Genomic DNA, 21,224 nt, shown 5'->3' on the forward strand with positions numbered 1-21,224 from the left:
CATCAATGACCACTGCTGAAGAAAACCCCCATCTTCCAAAACATGTTGCCATCATTATGGATGGCAACAATCGTTTTGCCAAAAAAAATCAGATGCAGAAAGGTGATGGACACCGTGAAGGAAAAACGGTTCTGGATCCGATTGTAGAACATTGTAAAAAAAGAAATATTCAGGCGCTGACTGTCTTTGCATTTTCCAGCGAAAACTGGAATCGTCCTCAATATGAAGTTGAATTGCTGATGAATCTGCTGCTAGATACGATTCATGAGCAATTGCCTCGCATGGAAAAGTTCAATATTGCACTGCGTTTTATAGGAGATCGCTCGCGTTTATCTCCTGAACTGCAATCACTAATGTTGCATGCTGAACAAAGGACTGCTAATTTCAACAGTATGACACTTACCATTGCCATCAGTTATGGCGGTATGTGGGATATGGCACACGCTGCGAAGCAGATTGCTGCAGATGTTTTAACAAATAAATTAAATCTTGATGCAATTGATGCTGATGTCTTTGGTCAATATGTCTGTTTAGGTGATTTGCCTGCTGTGGATTTGCTGATTCGTACAGGTGGAGATTTCCGTCTGTCTAATTTCCTGCTCTGGCAGGCGGCTTATGCAGAGCTATATTTTACTGAAACTTTATGGCCTGAGTTTACTGTAGAAGAATTTGATGATGCGCTGGCTGTATTTGGTGGGCGTGAGCGTCGTTTCGGCAAAACATCAGAACAGATTTGTCAGGAAAAACTTGAGAACTAAACATGTTTGAGCGGATTATAACCGCATTGGTGTTGGTAGCCGTAGTGATCAGCTGCATGTTTGCTACCAAATCACATTATCCAATGTTTGCCTTAATGGTTGTGGCTGCTGGGGTTGCAGGCTATGAATGGTTTAAGCTCATGCCGCGAAAATCTAAAAATGTAATCAAGCCGGTGGGATGGGGTTATGGTCTGATGACCGCAGCCTTATCTGCACTGGCCTTATATTACTGGGATGTTGCCTTATTATTATGGGCTGCTTCGATCATGACCTGGCTGCTCAGCATCTACTGGGTGAAATCCTATCCTGATTACGACGGCTGGTACAATGTCAGTCTGCAAGGTCTTGGTATTATTTTAATTTCAGCAGCTGTAACGGCAATCTTCTCGGTTTGGCAAAATTCACCTTGGTGGTTGATGTACCTATTCCTGCTGGTGTGGGGTGCAGATAGCGGGGCGTATTTTGTAGGGCGTAAATTTGGCAAGAAAAAGCTTGCGCCGAATGTCAGCCCGAACAAGTCTGTCGAAGGGCTATATGGCGGTATTGTGACTTCAATGCTGATCGTAATCGCCGTGGCTTCCTTATATCTGGAAATGACTTGGGCCGAACTCAGCCTATTTCTGATTTTATCTATCGTAACCGTCTTTAGTTCGGTCTTGGGTGATCTGTTTGAATCCATGATCAAGCGTCGTGCCGGAATCAAGGATTCTGGTCGTATTCTGCCCGGTCATGGCGGTGTGCTGGACCGGATTGATTCTTTGCTGGCTGCAGCTCCAATTTTTGCAACTGGTATCTATATCTTAAAACTTATTGGCGTAAATTTATAAATGTCACAAGCTGTTTGTATACTGGGTGCTACAGGTTCCATTGGTCAAAGTACTTTAAAGATTCTGCAGCAGCACTCTGAAGCTTACTCGGTTTTCGCTGTGACAGCGCAAAGTCGTATGATTGAACTGGCTGAAATCTGCCAGCAGTATCACCCCAAAGTTGCTGTGGTGCCTTCTGAAAAGGTAGATGAGCTTGTCCATCTGCTTGAGCAGCAGGGATTGTCTGATATCGAGATTTTGCAGGATGAGGCCGGTTTAATTGCAGTTGCCGAACATCCTGAGGTGGATATCGTGATGGCGGCAATTGTTGGTGCAGCAGGTTTGTTGCCGACATTGGCAGCAGTAAAAGCAGCTAAACGCGTTCTACTGGCCAATAAAGAAGCCTTGGTGATGTCCGGTGATATCATGATGCAGGCTGCGCGTCAGCATGGTGCCTTATTGCTGCCTGTAGACTCTGAGCATAATGCCATTTTCCAGTGTCTGCCGCAAAACTACTTTGAGGCAGAGCGCAATGGCCAGCCGAAACTCGGCGTACAGCAGATTCTACTGACCGCCTCAGGCGGCCCATTTTTAAATCATAGTCTGGAAGAGCTTGAGCAGGTGACACCTGTGCAGGCCTGTAAACATCCTAACTGGTCCATGGGGCAAAAAATTTCGGTAGATTCAGCGACTTTAATGAATAAAGGGCTGGAATTGATCGAAGCCTGCCATTTATTTGCAGTTGAAGAACAATTTGTTACAGTCGTTGTGCATCCACAGAGTATTATTCATTCCATGGTGCAATATGTAGATGGATCGACTTTGGCACAAATGGGCAATCCGGATATGGGAACGCCAATTGCACATGCTTTGGCATGGCCTGAGCGAATCAGTACCCATATCGCACCATTAGATCTATTTATACATTCACAGCTGAATTTTCAGGAGCCGGATGTGGAACGTTTTCCTGCATTAAAGCTGGCCCGCCAAGCTATGCAGAGCGGCGGAATTGCACCGACGATTTTAAATGCAGCCAATGAGATTGCTGTGGCTGCCTTCTTGAATCAAGAGATTAGATTTACCCAAATTCCTCAGGTGGTTGAAAGTGTCCTGAACCAGATGGATAATCAGCCTGCATATGATCTGGAAACTATTTTGCAGGCAGATCAGACCGCACGAGGTTTGTCACAGCAATTTGTGGTGAATAAAGGAAGTTAAGAGATGAACGCCTTGTTTATTATTGCCGCTGCAATCCTGTTACTCGGTCCCTTAATTGCGATTCACGAGTTTGGTCACTACATTGTGGCACGTAAACTGGGCGTTAAAGTGTTGGTTTACTCGATTGGTTTTGGCCCGACTCTGATCAAATGGACCTCCAAAAAATCAGGTATCCAGTATCAGCTCTCTGCTTTGCCTTTAGGTGGGTATGTGAAGATGCTGGATGAACGTGAATGCAATGTCGCGGAAGAAGACTTACCCAAAGCCTTTAACCGTCAGCATCCCTGGAAGCGTATCGCGATTGTGGCTGCTGGTCCTTTAATCAATCTGGTGCTGGCTGTGGTTCTCTTCTGGATATTGTTTTTACCTGCTCAGGAACAGCTAAATACCCGGGTCGGCAAGATTATTCCCGATACGCCTGCCGCTACTGTACATATGCAGCAAGGGGATAAAATTGTTGCGATAGACGGAACGAAGGTCGAAACCTGGGAAAAGCTCAGCTATGCGCTGGTCGATCGTGTCGGTGAAACTGGCAATATCAGTATTCAGGCTGAGCGGTCAGGTGAGACTAAAACCTTTCAGCTCCCTATTCAGAATTTTCTCAAAGATCAGTCTCAATCTCCCTTAGAAGAGCTAGGCTTCTTGCCTTATCGCCCGCAAGTTCCAGCAGTGGTCTCCAAGCTGACCGCCGATGGTGCAGCCATCCGTCAAGGGATGCAGGAGGGTGACCGTATCTTGGCCATTAATGGCACCTCGATGAAAGACTGGTACGATGTGGTGCAAGTGGTTCAGGCCTCTCCGGAAAAACTGCTCAAGATAGAAGTATTGCGGGATAAACAGGTGATACAGCTTGAAGTTATGCCGCAAGGAAAGCGTGACAATATGGGCAATGTCACTGGTATGCTTGGCGTACAGGGTGATCCGGGTAAAATTACCATTCCCGCAGAATATAAACAGACCATTCATTATAACCCGGCCGAAGCACTGGTCATGGCTTTTGATAAAACCGCGCAGCTTTCCTCCATGATCGTAAACTCGATTGTGAAGATGATCCGTGGAATGATCGGTTTGGATAACCTCTCTGGCCCAATTACCATTGCCAAGGTAGCCGGACAAAGTGCAGAAATGGGTTGGGAAACTTTTATTTCCTTTATGGCGCTAATGAGTGTAAGTTTAGGAATATTAAACTTATTGCCCATTCCAATGCTTGATGGAGGACATCTGGTTTACTATTTTATTGAATTAATTCGTGGTAAACCTGTTTCTGAACAAATACAATTGGTTGGATTTAAAATTGGTATGGTACTGCTCGGCAGTATGATGCTTCTGGCATTATTTAATGACTTTATGCGTTTATAAGAACGTAAATGAAATAAATTAACAGCGGAAAAGACTGGCATGCAGCACACACATTTATTTATGCCTTTGGCACTCGTTAGTGCAATGGCAGCAGCACAACAAGTATATGCAGTAGATGAATTCATTGTACAAGATATAAAATTTGATGGATTAGTACGTTTAACTCCTGAAAATCTGTATAGCTTGGTGCCGGTCAACAGTGGTGACCGTGTGAATGATCCTGTGATTGCCAATGCAATTCGTAGCCTGTTTGCATCAGGGTTATTTGATGATATCAAAGCCGTTCAGCAGGGAAATACTCTGGTTTTCCAGGTGGTAGAGCGTCCGGTTATTTCAAAGATTGAGCTCAAAGGCAACAAGTTGATTCCAAAAGAAGCACTTGAAGAAGGCCTGAAAAAAATGGGCTTGGCTGAAGGCGAGGTGCTGAGAAAATCTGCGCTGCAAACAGTGGAGTCCGAGCTTGAACAGCAATATATGCAGCAAGGCCGTTATGATGCCGATATTAAGGTAACCACCACTGCGCGACCAAATAACCGGGTTGAATTACTGATTGACTTTGTAGAAGGCAAAGCCGCTAAAGTTTTTGATATTAATATCATCGGGAATACGGTATTTAAAGAATCCGAGATTAAGCAGGCTTTTGCCGTCAAGGAAAGTGGTTGGAGTTCAGTGGTCTCGCGTAATGACCGCTATGCACGTGAAAAGATGGCTGCGAGTCTGGAAGCCTTGCGTGCGATGTATCTGAACCGTGGTTACATTAACTTTAATATCGCCAACTCCAGCCTGAACCTGAGTGAAGATAAAAAAAATGTGTTCATTGAGGTTTCAGTCGATGAAGGTGAGCAGTTTAAATTTGGTCAAACCAAGTTCTTGGGTGATGCGCTTTATCAGCCTGAAGAGTTAAAAGCTTTACAGCTGTATAAAGAAAGTGAAGTGTATTCACAGGAAAAAGTGAATGCAGTCAAGCAGTTGTTGCTACGTAAATATGGCAATGCTGGCTATTACTATGCTGAAGTGAATGTGGTTCCTCAGATTAATGAAGAAACCAAGCAAGTTGATTTGAACTATTATATTAATCCGGGTCAACAGATTACCGTACGACGTATCAACTTTACAGGTAACTCCAAGACCGCAGACGAAGTATTGCGTCGTGAAATGCGCCAAATGGAAGGGGCACTGGCCAGTAACGAAAAGATTGATCTGTCAAAGGTTCGTCTGGAACGCACCGGTTTCTTTAAGAGTGTAGATGTTAAACCTGTACGTATTCCGGGTTCACCTGATCAGGTTGACCTGAATATTGCAGTAGAAGAACAACATTCGGGAACCAGTACACTGGCAGTTGGTTTCTCGCAAAGTGGTGGTGTGACCTTCCAGGCTGGCTTAAGTCAAACCAACTTCTTGGGTACAGGGAATAGCGTCTCTATAGACCTGTCCCGTTCTGAAACTCAAGATTATTATAACTTGAGCGTGATGGACCCGTATTTTACCATTGATGGCGTACGTCGTGGCTATAATCTTTACTATCGTAAAACCAAACTAGATGATGATTATAACGTCAATAACTATGTGACTGACAGTTTTGGTGGTGGGATCAATTTTGGTTATCCAATTGATGAAAACCAAAGTGTAAGTTTGGGCCTGAATATTGACCAGACTGAAGTGACGACTGGTCCCTATGTCTCGACCTATGTTCGGGATTATTTGTTAGCCAATGGTGGTAAAGCTAAAGGCGAAGGTAAGTATTGTTCGAGCGATAACCTAAAATCACAATGGGAGATTGATTTAGCAGCTGATCCTGATCTGGAAAAACCTTCTAATCCACCAGAAGGTTATTTTGATCGTCTTTGCCGAGATGGTAATAATCAAGATATTGGTTTTACCTCATTTGATGATGAGTTTGGTGGAGAATTCCTGACTTATAATTTAAATCTAGGTTGGTCATATAACACTTTAAACCGTCCAGTCTTCCCAACTACGGGAATGTCACATCGAGTCAATGCAGAAATTGCATTACCGGGCAGTGATGTGGAATATCAAAAAGTATCTTATGATGCACAAGCACTCTTCCCATTGGGTAAGGACTTTGTGCTGCGCGGTTACGGTAAGCTAGGCTATGGTAATGATCTGCCATTCTATAAGAACTTCTATGCTGGTGGTTATGGCTCAGTGCGTGGTTATGAAAACAGTACGCTTGGACCTAAATACCCTGGTGTAACTTATAACGAATCACGCAAACGAGATTATGATCCAGAAGAAGTGGGTGGTAATGCGCTAATTCAGTTTGGTGCTGAGTTGGTATTGCCTGTGCCGTTTAAAGGGGATTGGGCACGTCAGGTGCGTCCAGTACTGTTTGCTGAAGGTGCTCAAGTATTTGATACTCAGTGTGATGTACCATCAGGTAAGCTGTATTTGACTGGTAAAATGGATGATCCTGGTGTAGATGCAAAACAATACTGTAAAGACAACTTCGGCTTTGATAGTGGCAATATGCGCTATAGCGTTGGTGCAGGCTTTACCTGGATTACCATGATTGGCCCATTATCACTCAGCTATGCTTATCCACTTAACGATAAGCCGGGTGATGATACCCAGAATGTACAATTTGAAATCGGACGTACATTCTAAATTACTTATCCATGAAGAATATAAAATTTGCTCATGAGGTTGTGGCCTTGTGAGCAAATTTTTTGAAAGAGTGAAAATTATGAACAAAATAATGATGACAATGAGCCTGGTTTTAGCAACATTCGCACCTTTGGCTCAAGCAGCCGGGATTGGTGTAATTGATCTGGAGCGTGTGGTTGAAAATAGTACTTATTTAAAGCAGCAAAATACTGCATTCCAGCAAAAAATTCAGCCTCAAACCACCAAGATTGACCAGTTAAGTAAAGAGCTTGAGGCTTTACAGCAGCGAGCGCAGGCAAATAGCAAAATCAGTGATGCTGAAAAGCAGAAAATGTCAGCTCAATATCAGGCTAAACTTCAGGAATTGGCACAGCTTCAGCAAACCGTACAAGGCAGTGTACAAAGCTCCATTCAGCAAATCCGGACAGTTTTTGATGGACGTGTGAAACAGATTGCAGAGCAATTGCGTAAAGAAAACAACCTGGATGTGGTTTTAAATAAAAATTCCACGCTTACTTATGACGCCAAGTATGATTTAACTGATAAAATGATTCAAAAGGTTAATGCAATTAAGTAAATCAATGAATCATCAACAGCTTCAGTTAGCTGATCTCGCTCGCCTGGTTCAAGGCGAGTGTGTAGGTCAGGCAGATTTGCATTTGAGAGGTTTGGCCAGTCTTCAACATGCAACGTCACAAGATCTGGCATTCGTTAATGCAGACAAATATCTAGAGCAGGCCAATCAAAGTCAGGCGGGTGCGCTCATTGTCACTGCTGAACTGAAACAGCAATGCACTTCACAGCAAAACTTTATTGTGGTGGCTAATCCTTATCTGGCTTTTGCAATCCTGACGCATGTTTTTGAAAAAAAACAGAGCCAGCGTGGAATTGAAAGTACGGCACAAATTCATCCTTCAGCAATAATTGCCGACGATGCCTATATTGGTCACTATGCAGTGATTGGTGAGGATTGTGTGGTGGGTGCAAATACGATTATTCAAGCACATACATATCTTGATGATGCTGTCGAAATCGGTCAGGACTGTTTTATTGATGCACATGTGACCCTGACCGGCGAAGCCAAAATTGGTAACCGTGTCCGTATTCATGCCAATACCGTGATTGGTAGTGAAGGTTTTGGTTTTGCGCCTTACCAAGGGAAATGGCACAGGATCGCCCAGTTAGGTTCTGTTCGCATCGCTGATGACGTCCGGATTGGGTCGAACTGTAGTATAGATCGTGGTGCGTTGGATGATACGATTTTGGAACAAGGTGTTATTATTGATAACCTTGTGCAAATCGCGCATAACGTTAAAATAGGTGCCAATACCGCTATTGCTGCGAAAACTGCTGTTGCAGGAAGTGTTTCAATTGGCAAAAACTGTATCATTGGTGGTGGTACCGCAATTTCTGGGCACTTAAATATTGCTGATAATGTGACTTTGACTGGAATGTCAATGGTGACAAATAATATTTCTGAAGATGGAAAATATTCTTCGGGGATTGGATTGTTTGAAAATCAGAAATGGAAACGCACAGTGGTTCGCCTCAGACAATTAGCAGATGTGCCATTGACCCAGTTGGCTAAACGATTGGATCATATGCAATCTCAAATTGAGTCCATTGAATCAACATTAAAGTTGCGTAAATAATTATGATGACAGAGTCGAATTTGCCTACATTGACGAAGCCTGAATTACCAATGAATATTCAAAAAATTCGTGAATATTTGCCCCATCGTTATCCATTTTTACTGGTTGATCGTGTAGTCGATATTACTGAAAATGGTATTGTTGGTTATAAGAACGTCTCGATTAATGAAGAGTTTTTGCAAGGTCATTTTCCGAATTATCCCATCATGCCGGGCGTGCTGATTGTTGAAGCATTGGCTCAGATTTCTGGAATTTTGGGTTTTGTCATGAATAACGAAGTTCCAAGTGAAGGTTCTTTGTTCCTGTTTGCTGGCGCTGAGAAGGTCAGATTTAAAAAACAAGTGGTTGCTGGTGATCAATTGGTTTTAAAAGCTGAATTAGTGATGCAAAAACGAGGCATTTACAAATATAATTGTATTGCCACTGTAGATGGCGTCGTCGCAACAACCGCGGAAATTATGGTTTCGCATCAAAAAGTCGAGCAGGCATGAGCAATAATCCCCTTATTCACCCAACTGCCATTATTGACTCATCAGCAGTAATTGCTGCTGATGTGCAAATTGGTCCATATTGTATTATTGGACCGAATGTCACTATTGGCGCGGGTAGCAAACTTCATTCACATGTTGTGGTGGGTGGCTATACGCGTATGGGTGAATATAATGAAATTTTTCAGTTCGCCAGTGTGGGCGAAGTTTGTCAGGATCTCAAATATGCAGGTGAAGAAACCTGGCTAGAAATTGGTGATCACAACAAGATTCGTGAACATTGTAGTTTGCATCGTGGTACGGTTCAGGATCAGGGCATTACTAAAGTGGGTAGTCATAACCTGCTGATGGTGAATACGCATATTGCCCATGACTGTAGGGTGGGCGATCATAATATCTTTGCAAATAATGTCGGTGTAGCTGGCCATGTGCATGTAGGTGATTATGTTGTGGTTGGAGGTAACTCCGGAATTCATCAATTCTGCAAAATTGATTCATATAGCATGATTGGCGGTGCTTCACTTATTCTCAAAGATGTGCCAGCGTATGTAATGGTGTCTGGAAATCCTGCACATGCATTTGCCATGAATGTGGAAGGGATGCGTCGTAAGGGTTGGTCCAAGAATGTGGTCAATCGCTTACGTGAAGCTTTCAAGCTCATTTATAAATCGGGTCTGACCACTCAGGAAGCGCTTGAAAAAATTCGTAGTGAGATTTTACCAGAAGTGCCTGAAGCGCAGCGTTTAATTGACTCTCTGGAGCAATCAAAACGCGGAATCATACGCTAAAGCATTTTTTATAAAAAAGACACCTTGAGAGTGTCTTTTTTATTTTCTAAACAGCCTTTATTTAATATTTAAAATACTGCGCTTCTTCTGATTGTGGATGCTGACTTAATAGCTGGTTTTTATATTGCATCGCTACATCAGGCTTGTGTTCTACATCCTTGCTGATGCTATAAAGCTGATACAAGGCACGTGGTGCACGCGATGATTTGGGAAAGTGTTCTGTAACCACCGTATAATTACGCTTGGCTTCTGCAAAATTGGGTGGATCAATGGCCAGATTAAACTCAGCCAGCCAGAAGTGCGCATTGCTGATATACACGCTATTGGGATTGTTTTTGATAAAATTCTGCATTGGTGCGATTGCTTTAGCAGCACCGCCATTTTTATAAGCATCCAGTGCAATGGTATAAGCGGCTTTTTCCTGCTCATTAGCTTGTGTGCTGCTGGTGTTTGCTGCGGGTGTTGAACTCAAACTGGGAGAAGTATCCTGTTGATTATCCTCCGTTGGTGCATCCTCGGTCGGTTCTATTTTTTGCTGTAATAATTCCAGACGCTGATCTAAGTCGGCATAACGGTTGGTCAGCTCGCTTTTAAGACGTTCAATCTCGTTTTCCTGCTCTTCCATTTTTCCGCGCAAGCTACGCAAATCATTTTCAAGCTGCTGGTTTTTTTGCATGATTTGCCAGCTGGTATTGGTCTGTACAGGCGTATCTGAGCTGGTAGAAATAGCGGCTTGTGCTGCAGGATTGTTGGATTGGCTTAATCCGCGTGATTCTATTGGAATGGCGGCAAGCAGGGGCGTTGTAAAGAGTGCAGTCAAAGCACACAATGCCGTTTTCTTAAACATTCTATAATTTCCATAATTCTTGGCGAGACCTAGGTCTCGCTACACAGTTATATCAACAAGAAGATCTGCTCTCTATTATCCACATTAAAAACGGCATTTTTAGAAATTGCAACAAGGTTTTACAAAGATTCAGTTAATTTTGCTGTTCATGAACTGAATATGAAGATCAATCAAAAAGCGCTAAAATATCCAGACTGTTTCTAAAGTAATCAAACGGATAGCTTGTGAGCTAATTTTAAATACAAGTACTTGCAACTTCCTTAAAAATCTTTATACTCTGTTCCTGCAATGGTAGCCCTGCCGGTTACTTCGCAATTGCACTCTATGAACCCCGCCAGGACCGGAAGGTAGCAACGGTAATAGAACTGTGATGTGCCGAAGCTTTGCTGGTAGGGTTGCCACCATATATTTAATTATAAAAATTATACATCTTTCGCAATCTCATTTATCCGATTAGATTTAAGCTCTTCTATTTAAAACCTACCTATCGCATTTTTTATTTAATTTTATTGCTCTATCAACACCTCAGTGTTTCGTCTGACAGATGTATCATCATTGAATGAGTAGAAATCGGTAGGACTAAAGTTAAGAACTGGAAAACTGAGTAAATGAATATATTGAAGAAAGAATAGGGTTAGTCTTCAGGCTTGCGGCTAATGGCTTTTATGATCGCATCCATTTCAAAACCACGATACATCAGAAAGCGGATCTGTTTAGCTTTAAGTTTGGGGTCTTTGCTGACTTCTGGGCCGTATTTTTTAAGTTTAAGCTCATAGGCCTGTTGTACCCAGTCAGTTTCCTTGAGCTCTTCTGAAATTAAAGCAGTATCAATTTTCTTGCTTTTAAGCTTCATTTTAATTTGATTGGGGCCTTTGCCTTTGCGCTTTTGACTCGATAGCATGATTTCAGCGACACGCTGGTCGCTCTGGTAATTTTCTTTTGCAAGCTCATCGACCAAAGCGATGACCTCATTACGATCTTCTGCATAAAGCGCCAGTTTTTCGATCAGCTCAGCTTTGGAATATTCCTTGCGGGTTAAGACGGCAAAGGCATAAGAACGCAGACGAGAGCCGCTAAGGCCTGGTTTTTTCTCTTGCTTATTCGGCTGTCCAAATAAACTGTCTTCCGGATCAAATTCTGGCAAAACTTGAGACGGAACAGTAGAGGTGTGTGCTGAATCTTCAGTATCACCAAACTGCTGCTTAATCGCTTCATAGTCCAAGAGCTTACTGAATTTTGTGTCCGACATGCTGATCTCGAATAAAGTAAACCAGTCCATCATAACAAAACGCCCCGTAGGGCGCTCTGGATGGTGTTTAAAGACTAAACAAATAATAGATTAGGCATCTAAAAGATCTGCTTCTTCTTTATCATCTTCTTCAGTGATTACGGCTTTGGTAAGCAGTTGCTCCCGAATCAGCTTTTCAATGGTTTTAGCCATTTCTTTATGTTCTTCCAGGTAGCGAATCGTGTTGTTCTTACCTTGGCCAATCTTGTCGCCTTGATATGAATACCATGCACCGGCTTTTTGTACGATTTCTTGCTGTACGGCAAGGTCGATCAGTTCACCTAGATGGTTTACGCCTTTACCATACAGAATCTGGAACAGGGCTTCTTTGAATGGAGGCGCCATTTTGTTTTTCACAACTTTGACTTTGGTTTCAGAACCAATAATCTCGTCACCTTCTTTAACCTGACCGATACGACGAATATCCAGACGTACAGAAGCGTAGAACTTCAGTGCGTTACCACCAGTCGTGGTTTCCGGGCTACCAAACATTACACCAATTTTCATACGGATCTGGTTAATGAAAATCACCATACAGTTTGAACGTTTGGCATTGCCGGTAATTTTACGCAGTGCCTGGCTCATCAAACGTGCTTGCAGGCCCATATGTGAGTCGCCCATTTCGCCTTCAATTTCGGCGCGAGGGGTTAGGGCAGCCACGGAGTCGACAACGATCATGTCAATTGCACCAGAGCGTACCAGCATGTCTGCAATCTCAAGTGCCTGTTCACCATGATCGGGTTGAGAGACCAATAGGTTATCAATATCTACACCAAGTTTACGGGCGTATTGAGGATCAAGCGCGTGCTCGGCATCGATAAATGCACATGTGCCGCCTGCTTTTTGACATTCAGCAATCGCTTGCAGGGTCATCGTGGTCTTACCTGAAGATTCAGGACCATAAATTTCGATAATACGGCCTTTCGGTAAACCACCAATACCGAGTGCAATATCAAGCGTTAATGAGCCTGTAGATACAGCTTCAACTGCCTGCACGGTATTGTCACCAAGACGCATCACTGTGTTTTTACCAAACTGTTTTTCAATTTGGCTTAAGGCAGCATTAAGCGCCTTATTTTTATTCTCATCCATCTTATAACCTCAATACGATGTCACAAACTTAGTACTCAAGTGGATGTCTTAAATTAGAGCTTCGTTCCACAAGTGTATGGTGACAGAAAATGCCTTGCTATTCTATCAATGTCAGGTGTGTTGCGACACATTCTGACGCTTATATTCAATCATCATTATATGACCACTGCTGGTCAAAGTTCTGACTATTTTCATTTCTGAATTTACTGATGTCCCGGCGGTCTTTTTTGCTCGGCCGATGATCGGGACGGGCTAGATTATGCAACTTTCTTTGTGATGCAATCAATTCCCGGCGTGCAATACTGACTTCAGTTTCTTCATAAAGTTTCTGTGCGACTGGCGCAGGACCGCGTACATCGGAAAGTTCTTTCACGACTACTGTTTTCTTGTCGATGCCTTGCTGAATCGTCAACTCCATTCCGACACGGACTTCGCGTGATACTTTAACCCGTTCGCCATTATGGTGGACTTTGCCTCCCTCAATAGCATTTTTGGCAATTGAACGGGTTTTAAAAAAACGTGCCGCCCACAGCCATTTGTCTATACGCATGCCTACCGCATCTTCAGGTAAAGACGATTTACGCATATTGCTTGCTTACCTCAGTTTGATTTAAATGGGTGATCAGTTCTGTTAATTGGTGCAGCATTGGATAATTGCAAGTCTCGCGTGCAACTTTGCCAGACGAGGGTTGCTGGATGCTAAACAGGTTCTGAATCCCGTAAGCACGGGCACCATTCAGGACTTTTTCGGTATCATCAATAAAATAAACCTGCTCTGGATTAAAAGGATGCAGGGCATTTAAACCTTGCCAGAATTCTACAAACTCTTTGGCATGTCCTATGCTTTCCGAGCTGACAATCACATCAAAATAATCTTTTAAATTCATCTGTTCGAGTTTAAACGCCAAGCTGGCACAGTCGGCATTCGTGGTTAGCCAGATCGGATAATCATTGCTTTTCAGATAGTCGAGCAATTCAAGGCAATAAGGACGCAAAGCCACTTTATGTTTATGTTCTATTTGCATGGCCAGGACGTCGACTCCAACTTTAGCCGTCCAGAAGCTTGAAGAGTACCAGTTTAGGGTATGATTGTGTTGTTGATAGAAGGTATACAGGGTGGCGCGGCTTTGTTCCAGGCTACAGCCATGTGTTTCAGCATAACGTACTGGCAATAATTCGTTCCAGATGAAATCATCATAGGCAAGATCAAGCAAGGTTCCGTCCATATCAAAAAAAACGGCCGGTTTTTCTGAGCAATTCGACATATTAAGGTTTTCTATGTTTAAAACGACAATAACACCACAAGATCCCATGATTTTGCAGCTTGTGCCCATCTTGACACAGGCTTGTGAAATTTTGCGAGAAGAATATCAGCTTTATTGCTCGGGTGCTGCATTTGATATTGTCAAGAAAAGTGATGATTCTCCGGTGACACAAGCAGATTTTCGGGTGAATAAATATCTGACTCAAGCCTTGGCAGATATATCGGAGTTACCGTTATTGTCGGAAGAAGGTCATCAGGACCAGCGTCATGAATGGTCAGAATTCTGGTTGCTTGATCCTTTAGATGGAACCAAAGAGTTTTTGCACCAGCGGCCTGAATTTACCATTAACTTGAGTCTGGTGAGGGGGAGCTTGACCACCTTCGCCATATTGGCTGTTCCGGCTCAGCAGCTGATTTATTTCTGCCCCGAGCACGACATGCCGTTGAAATATGATATTCACCATAATGTATGGTTCAGCTATGAAGCGGCGACGGATCATCAGGCTGTATATGTTGGTCTGAGTCAGAGTAGCCAGCAGAAGCCGAAATATGTTGAATATCTGCAAAGCTTGGCTAAATTCACTTCATATAGCGAGTTTAAGGCAGGCAGTGCTTACAAGTTCTGTATGATGCTGGAAGATCAGGTGGATATTTATCCCCGATTTCACCCAACTGCTGAATGGGATACCAGTGCTGGCCAGTGCATGATCGAACGAATCGGTGGTGGCCTGATCGACCTGGAAGGGCGGCCATTCATTTATAATCAGCGTGACACCTTGCTGAATGGCGGATTTATTGCTTATAAGAATCACAAGATGAAAATGCTTGCCTTGAAGGCATTGGGCGATATGCAGTCCAAGCATTGAGCAAAATCCTGAGCATGTTATAGTGAAGGATAATCCTTCACGAATGGAACTGGTCAAGACGTGTCCCTAAAGCTGCTTCCACCCAGCATGTTAAGTGCTATAGATTTATTACCTGATGGACAGACCCCGGTCACCTTGTTCACACGTCACTCGATCCGTGAAAATGTCCAGGGCCAAGGGCTGGCAGGCTATGATCTACAGTTGACTGAGCAAGGAAGAGAACTGGCGCAGGAATGGGGGGCTTATCTGGCCGATCGCACAGATCGTATTATCCAGCATTGTATTTCCAGTCCGATCCAGCGCTGTATTGATACTGCCGCCTTAATGATTGAAGGCGCGGATGGAGTTACAGCTGAGCCGAATACTCATCGGATTGAAATTATTGAGCAAGGGCTGCTGGTCGAGCCGGGAAGCTTTGTGCTGGATATTCAGCAAGCCGGCCCTTATTTTGCTAAACAGGGAGCGCTGGGTTTTATTAACAGCTTCGTCAATAATGCTTTGCCGGGAATGAAACACCCGATTCGTGGCGTAGTGGATGTATTGGAGTTAATTTATAACACTCATCCACAAAACAAGTACGGTGTGAGCCTTGCTGTGAGCCACGATACTATTCTGGCAGCCATGATTGCGGTGATGTCCGGTCGGCAGGAAGTAAGTCGCGAGGACTGGCCGGAAATGATGGAAGGGCTGTTTGTGTGGTTTGAGGGAGATGTGTTTTTGGAGTCTAAGCTAAAATGGATCTGGCGTGGTAAGGTTTCAGAATTAAATATTCAGGATTTTAAAAACTTAAATCTCTAACTTTTTATTCTTTCTACATTTTTCGTATTTTAAAAAGCTTGATACATGAAGTTATTGGGCTTTTTTTATTTTGCTGTCTGGATTCCAGGCGATCAAAATTCTCATTATTTAAAAAAATCTGGTTCGGTAACAGCGTAACTTAAAAACGCAATACTTTTAATCCGCTCACTGTCTGATAATAAAAAATGTTCCATGACACATTTTACTCATTTGGCTCTATCAATTTTTATTCATATTTTTTGTTTATCAGACAATAACCGATTGCAAATGAAGCTGCGTATAAATATGATTGTATCTTATATAAGTTGTTGATTTTATTTATTAAAATAAGTCTACCTTTTGGGGTTTTTTGTGCTTTTAGTGGGGGTTTAATATGAAAAATGTGATCAGGTGTTCACATAGTTATTTAAGTGTATGTGTATTATCGCTCATGTTGGTCGCATGTGGGGGCGGGGAAAATGATCAGAATGCAGATCAGGGAGGAAACCAGAATCCGAATGAACTTTATCCAGAACCGACTGTAGATGCGAGCTATGCCAATACATTGGGTTTTTATGATTATGATGCGGAATCCAAAACTCGAACGATACGTCATGATCTAAAGGGTGAGTTTCAAGCGATGGTGCAGTTTGGTCAGCAGCATGTTGTTGATCCGAATGGGAATGAAGCCAAACAGATGCCAAGATTAACCAGTGAAAAAGAAGCTTTGCTACTGGTTACGCCTGTGGCTGAAATGCAGGATATTACTTCACTTCAAGTTGATATTTATCAAGGTAATCAGCTGGTGCGTACTGTAAATCTGGCAGATCCGACCAGAATTCCTGCATCAGATCAGAAAGGACAAGGTACCCGTCCATCTTTACAATATAGTAAGCGTGCCTGGTCAGTCCGATTAAACTGGAATGAAGTTAAGCCTGGTCTGAAATTACGTTTCAGTGACTCGAAAAACCGTAGCGGTGAACTCGCCGAAGAAGCGATTGATTTTGCAGCGCCAGGAGAACTGGTACTCAACAATATCCGTATCGGAATGTTAACCGATGCACCTGTTTCTGGTGGTCATAAAATGCTGCTAGAGCCGGAAAAATCGGGTACGGATTATTTTCAGACGATTCCTGCGGCACACCTGACAGTGGCCAAATATGATGATATTAGTCTGGATAAAGTCATGATTGCGACAGGTGTCATTTATGATAAGAATACGGGCAGTGCAGGAAGTGGGGATGTTTATAGTGGGGATATGCGTGAGAATGTCGGGAAATCTACATTTAGTGTAGGAATTAATCTGGCTAACTGGGGCATTACCAGTGCTTCAATGGCCAGTCAGGCACAGCCTCAGTTGACGCAAAGTGTCGTGGCCCATCACTCGCGGGGTAAATATACCAATGGTGAAAGTAGCCATGGCCTGAGTGGTGGGAATGGCATGCTGACTTTATATGATTCTATAGGAAATGAATTCAGTCATGAGATTGGACATCACTATGGTTTGGGGCATTATCCTGGGCGTGTGCAAATTGATCAGGATACGGTTAATGACTTTTTAACTGCCCATCATGCAGATAGTGGATGGGGATATATAAGCTATCGTAACAAGATGCGTGGTAATTTGAGCTGGAGCTCGACAAGTTTGCGTGATGGTTCCAATGGTATTCCAAACTTTTTAAATCTGTTCCGCTATGGTACAGACTCTATGGCGGGAGGCTATCCGGACAGCACCATATCCAACTATACCCATTATACGGGCTATAGCACCTATTTAAGAATTCAGCCACATTTTGACCGTGCAGTCTGGGATGAAACATCACCGACAGGTTATAAGACCTGGAATAAACAAACCAGGACAATGGAGGCTTATCAACCTCAGATTCCTGCCAAGATGAACGCCGTCTGGTTTAATCGTCCAGATGGTTATTACTTAAAGCCACGTTTGTTCGGTGTGCCGGTATTTACGATTTTAGGGGGGTATGACCCGGTAAATCAGGTGGGCTTGCTTTACCCGGAAGCACGCGGGAACTGGGGAAATGTTTTTAATCTTCCAGAAGCAGATCTATCATCTGAAAATGCAGCCTGCTGGTTAAAGGTCCACTATCTATCGCATACAAAAACTGTAGCGCTGGCACCTTCTCGTTTAGGTTCCAATGCAAATAAATTGCATGTGAATCTGGCCATCTCTGATCAGCCGAAAACGGTAGATTTATATTGCAAAAATGCGGGTGAAGAAGCCAAGCAGCTGTCACACCTTGAGATTAAAACTTATCCTGACGCGATTAAGCCAGCCGTTAAGATTGGTCGTCAGGCCGGCTATAGTGCGCTGCGTGCGATAGAACTGCCTGCCCTAGAGGAAGTCTTGGAAGCTCAGGCAGCCAGTACGGTTATCAATTTAAATGCACAGCAGCAGCTGATTGCTGACTCCTATACCGATCATATGGATAAACTGAGTCCTCTGGCTCGACAGCAGTTGATGCGTTATCAGCACCAGCAGAATATTGTTCCGCGCTTTGATCGCTGGATTGCAGCTTATCAGCAAGACTTCTCTGCTGGAAAAGCACAGGCCATAACTTCATTTGAAAAACTCATGGTTAGGTTGGGGCTGAACAATGACAATATTCTTGCTGGGGCAATGCCAATTAAAAATAATGGCAAGAACTGTCTGAAAACTGAAACACTGACGGATGGTTCGCTTAATCTTTATATTAGTGGACCGAGTGCCTGTACGGGAGATTTAACAGAGCAATGGATGTTTGATGTATCGGGCCGAATTCACTCTGCGAAAGATCCGGGTCAGTGCGTCACTAGTACTGGCAGTTATGCAAAAGTGATTATGGCGGTATGCGATGCTAATAATAGCAATCAAATCTGGACCATGAAACCAGAGAACTCTACGATTATTCAAGCAGGGCAGTGTTTCGATCTTGGAAATGGTTATTTAACCAATAACCGGACTAACCTGTTACGCTATGCTTGTAATAATACCGCTGCCCAGGTATGGAATACGCTAAGACCAAGTTCCAGTTTGATTTTGGCGACAGCCAAGCCATTTAGCCTGGATTTATATGCAAAATATTTGCAGAATAAAGCCGCCTCTTTAGAGCCGCCAGTAACCCACTAAGTTTTCGGTAGATTAAGAAAAAACAAGCTCTTTAAGGGCTTGTTTTTTTCGATAACTTTTATTTAGGGAATATAGTTACCAGTTAGAAACCAACAGCGGGGTTGAAGCTGATTTATTTTGATTTCTGGCTCTTAAGTCTTAAATGATTGAATGAGTCATTTTTTGATTTTGTAAGAGTTGAGAGGAACAATCAATATTAATCTACATCATCACTTCAAGAGTGAAGATACTGAATACAGTCAGTCGGATCATATCCAATTCACCTTGCTGCTTATGTATAAGAAAATAGAAAAATGCGACACTACAGGGCAGCAAAAATATTTTCATAAAATTTAACAGTACTTTTATTTTGAATGAAGAAATAAGTGCTCAGCGATGTAAAATTAAACTATTCCAGGTTAAAAACTCGTTTTATTATTGTGTTTTTTTAAGAGCTAATTGAGCTTAATTGAATTTTAGATACAAAAAAAGCCCTAATGGGCTTTTTTCATATCGCGATTAGTTAGCAGCCAAAGCTTTAACTTGCGCATTTAAACGGCTCTTATGACGAGCTGCTTTATTTTTATGGATGATACCTTTATCAGCCATACGGTCGATTACTGGAACAGCTTTTTTGTAAGCTTCAGAAGCAACCGCATAGTCGCCAGCAGCAATAGCAGCTACTGTGCGTTTAAGATAGGTACGAACCATAGAACGCAAGCTTGCGTTGTGTTTGCGTGCTTTAACGTTTTGACGAGCACGTTTTTTAGCTTGAGCAGAGTTTGCCACTCGTGCACTCCTTGAAATAGATTGGTCTGGGCGGGCTGAAACTCAACTGAAAACCAACATCAGAAGAACTATCACCAGCCCGTAAACAAGTGCCATATTTTGATTAAACTAAGCACCGAAGTCAAGTCTTGACATGCTTTGGCAACATTTTAGATGCAGAAAAACTCTAAAGAAAACGTTAGATTAGTATTCCACTGAGGAGATCGTATAAAAAATGACTAAATCAATAACTCATCCTATGGTGATTGGCGCCAGTGGACTGGTCGGAAAACAACTCATACGGGACTTGCAAGTTGAGCCAAGTTGCGAGCAGATTACTGCTGTAGTCAGGTATTATCAGACAGACTGGGACAGCTTCAATAAAGTGCGCCAGTTGGTACTTGAAGACTTTCTGATGCTAAATGATCAGGATGTAAGCGGGCATACTCACGGCTTTAGTTGTCTGGGTACGACCATAAAAAAAGCCGGTTCCAGACAGAGTTTTTACGATATTGATTACACGATTAATGCCCATTTTGCAGAATTGCTTCAGCAGACCGAGGCTCATTATTTGTTGCTGAGTGCGATGGGTGCAAATCCGCAATCGTTATTTTATTACAATCAGGTCAAGGGTGAGCTGGAAGAATATGTTCAGAGTCTGTCTCTGGACAGAATTAGCCTGATTCGCCCCTCACTTTTACTTGGCGAGCGCGAAGAGCCGCGTTTACTGGAAGATACAGCGCAACAGATCTATCATAAGATCTCGAATTTTATCCCCGATACTTTTCAATATAAGCCGGTGACAGCCGCCCAAGTGGCTCATACTATGGTCGAGGCAGCACGAACTCAAACGGTAAAGTTTGAAATTTATGATAATTTATATATTCAAAAAATGAAAAGAGGCTAAATATCGTGTCTACAGTACCATTTGTCACCTGTGATTTATTAGATGATCATCCGGATCTGGAGTTACAAGTCCTAACACCGTGTCTGGATGGAAAGTTCTTCAAAAGCTATGGTGCTCGCAAGACCTTCGGTGGGCAGGTCGTTACAGTAAAATGCTTTGAAGATAACTCACGGGTCAAAGAACTCCTGGCAACGGATGGTACTGGCAAAGTGTTGGTGGTGGATGGTGGTGCCTCCATGCGCTGTGCATTAATGGGAGACCTGATTGCCGATTCAGCAGTTAAGAATCACTGGAATGGTGTCATTATTTATGGTTGCATCCGTGATGTAGATGCAATTGCTGAGCTGAACCTGGGGGTACAGGCATTGGCATCAATTCCACAAAAAAGTAACCGTAAAGGCCTTGGAGAGGTAGATGTACCGCTGTATTTTGGCGGGGTAACTTTTACTCCAGGCGAATATGTTTATGCTGACAATAATGGTATTGTGCTGTCCAAAAGCTCTTTAGTGGCTTAAAAATAGCCTAGACAGACTGTAAAAGAATTACAAAACCAAGCTATAAGGTAAAGATACAAGACAGAATCATGAGAGTCTGTCTTGTAGGATGATTAAAACA

The 21,224-nt window shown here is 42.9% G+C and carries 20 protein-coding genes and 1 other RNA gene; 15 read left to right on the top strand and 6 right to left on the bottom strand.

Annotated features, from left to right (window positions below; genetic code table 11):
• The first annotated feature begins 5 nt into the window (after positions 1-5).
• From uppS to lpxA, 9 genes are all read left to right on the top strand, one after another.
• The gene (gene uppS / locus E5Y90_RS05890) at positions 6-758 is read left to right on the top strand and encodes a polyprenyl diphosphate synthase (protein ID WP_151203813.1); all 753 of its coding nucleotides are present in this window, start codon (positions 6-8) and stop codon (positions 756-758) included.
• A gap of 2 nt (positions 759-760) precedes the next feature.
• On the top strand, positions 761-1,585 hold the full coding sequence (locus E5Y90_RS05895) for a phosphatidate cytidylyltransferase (RefSeq protein WP_151203811.1): 825 nt from the start codon (positions 761-763) through the stop codon (positions 1,583-1,585).
• Positions 1,586-2,782, top strand: a complete 1,197-nt coding sequence (gene ispC / locus E5Y90_RS05900; protein WP_174659672.1) for a 1-deoxy-D-xylulose-5-phosphate reductoisomerase — start codon at positions 1,586-1,588, stop codon at positions 2,780-2,782. It begins immediately after the preceding gene.
• A 3-nt stretch (positions 2,783-2,785) separates the two neighbouring features.
• Positions 2,786-4,141 carry an RIP metalloprotease RseP gene (gene rseP, locus E5Y90_RS05905; RefSeq protein WP_174659673.1) on the top strand — a complete coding sequence of 452 codons (1,356 nt, stop codon included), beginning with the start codon at positions 2,786-2,788 and terminating at the stop codon, positions 4,139-4,141.
• Positions 4,142-4,180: 39 nt separating this feature from the next.
• On the top strand, positions 4,181-6,766 hold the full coding sequence (gene bamA, locus E5Y90_RS05910) for an outer membrane protein assembly factor BamA (protein ID WP_174659674.1): 2,586 nt from the start codon (positions 4,181-4,183) through the stop codon (positions 6,764-6,766).
• A gap of 79 nt (positions 6,767-6,845) precedes the next feature.
• A complete protein-coding gene (locus E5Y90_RS05915; RefSeq protein ID WP_174659675.1) occupies positions 6,846-7,343 on the top strand; it encodes an OmpH family outer membrane protein in 498 nt (165 codons plus the stop codon).
• Positions 7,344-7,347: 4 nt separating this feature from the next.
• Positions 7,348-8,418, top strand: coding sequence for a UDP-3-O-(3-hydroxymyristoyl)glucosamine N-acyltransferase (gene lpxD, locus E5Y90_RS05920; RefSeq protein WP_174659676.1), 1,071 nt, complete (start codon positions 7,348-7,350; stop codon positions 8,416-8,418).
• Positions 8,419-8,423: 5 nt separating this feature from the next.
• The gene (fabZ, locus tag E5Y90_RS05925) at positions 8,424-8,909 is read left to right on the top strand and encodes a 3-hydroxyacyl-ACP dehydratase FabZ (RefSeq protein ID WP_373688392.1); all 486 of its coding nucleotides are present in this window, start codon (positions 8,424-8,426) and stop codon (positions 8,907-8,909) included.
• A complete protein-coding gene (gene lpxA, locus E5Y90_RS05930) occupies positions 8,906-9,694 on the top strand; it encodes an acyl-ACP--UDP-N-acetylglucosamine O-acyltransferase (RefSeq protein ID WP_174659677.1) in 789 nt (262 codons plus the stop codon). Before fabZ ends, lpxA begins: the two co-directional genes overlap by 4 nt.
• A gap of 61 nt (positions 9,695-9,755) precedes the next feature.
• Here lpxA and E5Y90_RS05935 read toward each other — a convergent pair whose 3' ends face one another.
• On the bottom strand, positions 9,756-10,541 hold the full coding sequence (locus tag E5Y90_RS05935) for a YbgF trimerization domain-containing protein (protein ID WP_174659678.1): 786 nt from the start codon (positions 10,539-10,541) through the stop codon (positions 9,756-9,758).
• Positions 10,542-10,839: 298 nt separating this feature from the next.
• Here E5Y90_RS05935 and ffs point away from each other — a divergent pair.
• Positions 10,840-10,936, top strand: an RNA gene (ffs, locus tag E5Y90_RS05940) — signal recognition particle sRNA small type.
• Between the two features lie 239 nt (positions 10,937-11,175).
• Here the strand turns inward: ffs and E5Y90_RS05945 are convergent.
• The 4 genes from E5Y90_RS05945 to E5Y90_RS05960 form a co-directional block, all read right to left on the bottom strand.
• Complete coding sequence (locus E5Y90_RS05945) at positions 11,176-11,790, bottom strand: regulatory protein RecX (RefSeq protein ID WP_174660570.1); 615 nt, start codon at positions 11,788-11,790, stop codon at positions 11,176-11,178.
• Positions 11,791-11,880: 90 nt separating this feature from the next.
• On the bottom strand, positions 11,881-12,921 hold the full coding sequence (gene recA, locus E5Y90_RS05950) for a recombinase RecA (RefSeq protein ID WP_151203792.1): 1,041 nt from the start codon (positions 12,919-12,921) through the stop codon (positions 11,881-11,883).
• 145 nt (positions 12,922-13,066) lie between these two features.
• Positions 13,067-13,507, bottom strand: a complete 441-nt coding sequence (locus E5Y90_RS05955; RefSeq protein WP_151203790.1) for an RNA-binding S4 domain-containing protein — start codon at positions 13,505-13,507, stop codon at positions 13,067-13,069.
• Complete coding sequence (locus tag E5Y90_RS05960) at positions 13,500-14,186, bottom strand: HAD-IA family hydrolase (RefSeq protein WP_174659679.1); 687 nt, start codon at positions 14,184-14,186, stop codon at positions 13,500-13,502. Before E5Y90_RS05960 ends, E5Y90_RS05955 begins: the two co-directional genes overlap by 8 nt.
• 13 nt (positions 14,187-14,199) lie before the next feature.
• On the opposite strand from E5Y90_RS05960, the gene E5Y90_RS05965 reads away from it, so the two are divergent.
• The 3 genes from E5Y90_RS05965 (at position 14,200) to E5Y90_RS05975 (ending at position 18,955) form a co-directional block, all read left to right on the top strand.
• Complete coding sequence (locus E5Y90_RS05965; protein ID WP_174659680.1) at positions 14,200-15,051, top strand: 3'(2'),5'-bisphosphate nucleotidase CysQ family protein; 852 nt, start codon at positions 14,200-14,202, stop codon at positions 15,049-15,051.
• A 60-nt stretch (positions 15,052-15,111) separates the two neighbouring features.
• The gene (locus E5Y90_RS05970; protein WP_174659681.1) at positions 15,112-15,849 is read left to right on the top strand and encodes a histidine phosphatase family protein; all 738 of its coding nucleotides are present in this window, start codon (positions 15,112-15,114) and stop codon (positions 15,847-15,849) included.
• Positions 15,850-16,222: 373 nt separating this feature from the next.
• Entirely contained in the window at positions 16,223-18,955 is a 2,733-nt protein-coding gene (locus E5Y90_RS05975) for a M66 family metalloprotease (protein ID WP_174659682.1), read from the top strand.
• Between the two features lie 498 nt (positions 18,956-19,453).
• Here E5Y90_RS05975 and rpsT read toward each other — a convergent pair whose 3' ends face one another.
• The gene (gene rpsT, locus E5Y90_RS05980) at positions 19,454-19,723 is read right to left on the bottom strand and encodes a 30S ribosomal protein S20 (RefSeq protein WP_151203782.1); all 270 of its coding nucleotides are present in this window, start codon (positions 19,721-19,723) and stop codon (positions 19,454-19,456) included.
• A gap of 214 nt (positions 19,724-19,937) precedes the next feature.
• On the opposite strand from rpsT, the gene E5Y90_RS05985 reads away from it, so the two are divergent.
• Both E5Y90_RS05985 and rraA read left to right on the top strand, forming a co-directional pair.
• Positions 19,938-20,609 (top strand): nucleoside-diphosphate sugar epimerase, encoded by a 672-nt coding sequence (locus E5Y90_RS05985; RefSeq protein WP_174659683.1) that lies wholly within the window; start codon positions 19,938-19,940, stop codon positions 20,607-20,609.
• A gap of 5 nt (positions 20,610-20,614) precedes the next feature.
• The gene (gene rraA / locus E5Y90_RS05990) at positions 20,615-21,124 is read left to right on the top strand and encodes a ribonuclease E activity regulator RraA (RefSeq protein ID WP_151203778.1); all 510 of its coding nucleotides are present in this window, start codon (positions 20,615-20,617) and stop codon (positions 21,122-21,124) included.
• Positions 21,125-21,224: the final 100 nt, after the last annotated feature.

It is taken from the genome of Acinetobacter sp. 10FS3-1 (assembly GCF_013343215.1).
Classification (GTDB): Bacteria; Pseudomonadota; Gammaproteobacteria; order Pseudomonadales; family Moraxellaceae; genus Acinetobacter; species Acinetobacter lwoffii_C.

Excerpts from the sequence above, each read along its gene's own strand:
- rseP (WP_174659673.1), top strand. The coding sequence starts at position 2,786 with ATGAACGCCTTGTTTATTATTGCCGCTGCAATCCTGTTACTCGGTCCC.
- lpxD (WP_174659676.1), top strand. The coding sequence starts at position 7,348 with ATGAATCATCAACAGCTTCAGTTAGCTGATCTCGCTCGCCTGGTTCAA.
- E5Y90_RS05955 (WP_151203790.1), bottom strand. The coding sequence starts at position 13,507 with ATGCGTAAATCGTCTTTACCTGAAGATGCGGTAGGCATGCGTATAGAC.
- E5Y90_RS05975 (WP_174659682.1), top strand. The coding sequence starts at position 16,223 with ATGAAAAATGTGATCAGGTGTTCACATAGTTATTTAAGTGTATGTGTA.
- E5Y90_RS05895 (WP_151203811.1), top strand. The coding sequence starts at position 761 with ATGTTTGAGCGGATTATAACCGCATTGGTGTTGGTAGCCGTAGTGATC.
- E5Y90_RS05935 (WP_174659678.1), bottom strand. The coding sequence starts at position 10,541 with ATGTTTAAGAAAACGGCATTGTGTGCTTTGACTGCACTCTTTACAACG.
- bamA (WP_174659674.1), top strand. The coding sequence starts at position 4,181 with ATGCAGCACACACATTTATTTATGCCTTTGGCACTCGTTAGTGCAATG.
- E5Y90_RS05960 (WP_174659679.1), bottom strand. The coding sequence starts at position 14,186 with ATGTCGAATTGCTCAGAAAAACCGGCCGTTTTTTTTGATATGGACGGA.
- fabZ (WP_373688392.1), top strand. The coding sequence starts at position 8,424 with ATGACAGAGTCGAATTTGCCTACATTGACGAAGCCTGAATTACCAATG.
- ispC (WP_174659672.1), top strand. The coding sequence starts at position 1,586 with ATGTCACAAGCTGTTTGTATACTGGGTGCTACAGGTTCCATTGGTCAA.
- lpxA (WP_174659677.1), top strand. The coding sequence starts at position 8,906 with ATGAGCAATAATCCCCTTATTCACCCAACTGCCATTATTGACTCATCA.
- uppS (WP_151203813.1), top strand. The coding sequence starts at position 6 with ATGACCACTGCTGAAGAAAACCCCCATCTTCCAAAACATGTTGCCATC.
- E5Y90_RS05965 (WP_174659680.1), top strand. The coding sequence starts at position 14,200 with ATGTTTAAAACGACAATAACACCACAAGATCCCATGATTTTGCAGCTT.
- recA (WP_151203792.1), bottom strand. The coding sequence starts at position 12,921 with ATGGATGAGAATAAAAATAAGGCGCTTAATGCTGCCTTAAGCCAAATT.
- E5Y90_RS05985 (WP_174659683.1), top strand. The coding sequence starts at position 19,938 with ATGACTAAATCAATAACTCATCCTATGGTGATTGGCGCCAGTGGACTG.
- E5Y90_RS05915 (WP_174659675.1), top strand. The coding sequence starts at position 6,846 with ATGAACAAAATAATGATGACAATGAGCCTGGTTTTAGCAACATTCGCA.
- E5Y90_RS05945 (WP_174660570.1), bottom strand. The coding sequence starts at position 11,790 with ATGTCGGACACAAAATTCAGTAAGCTCTTGGACTATGAAGCGATTAAG.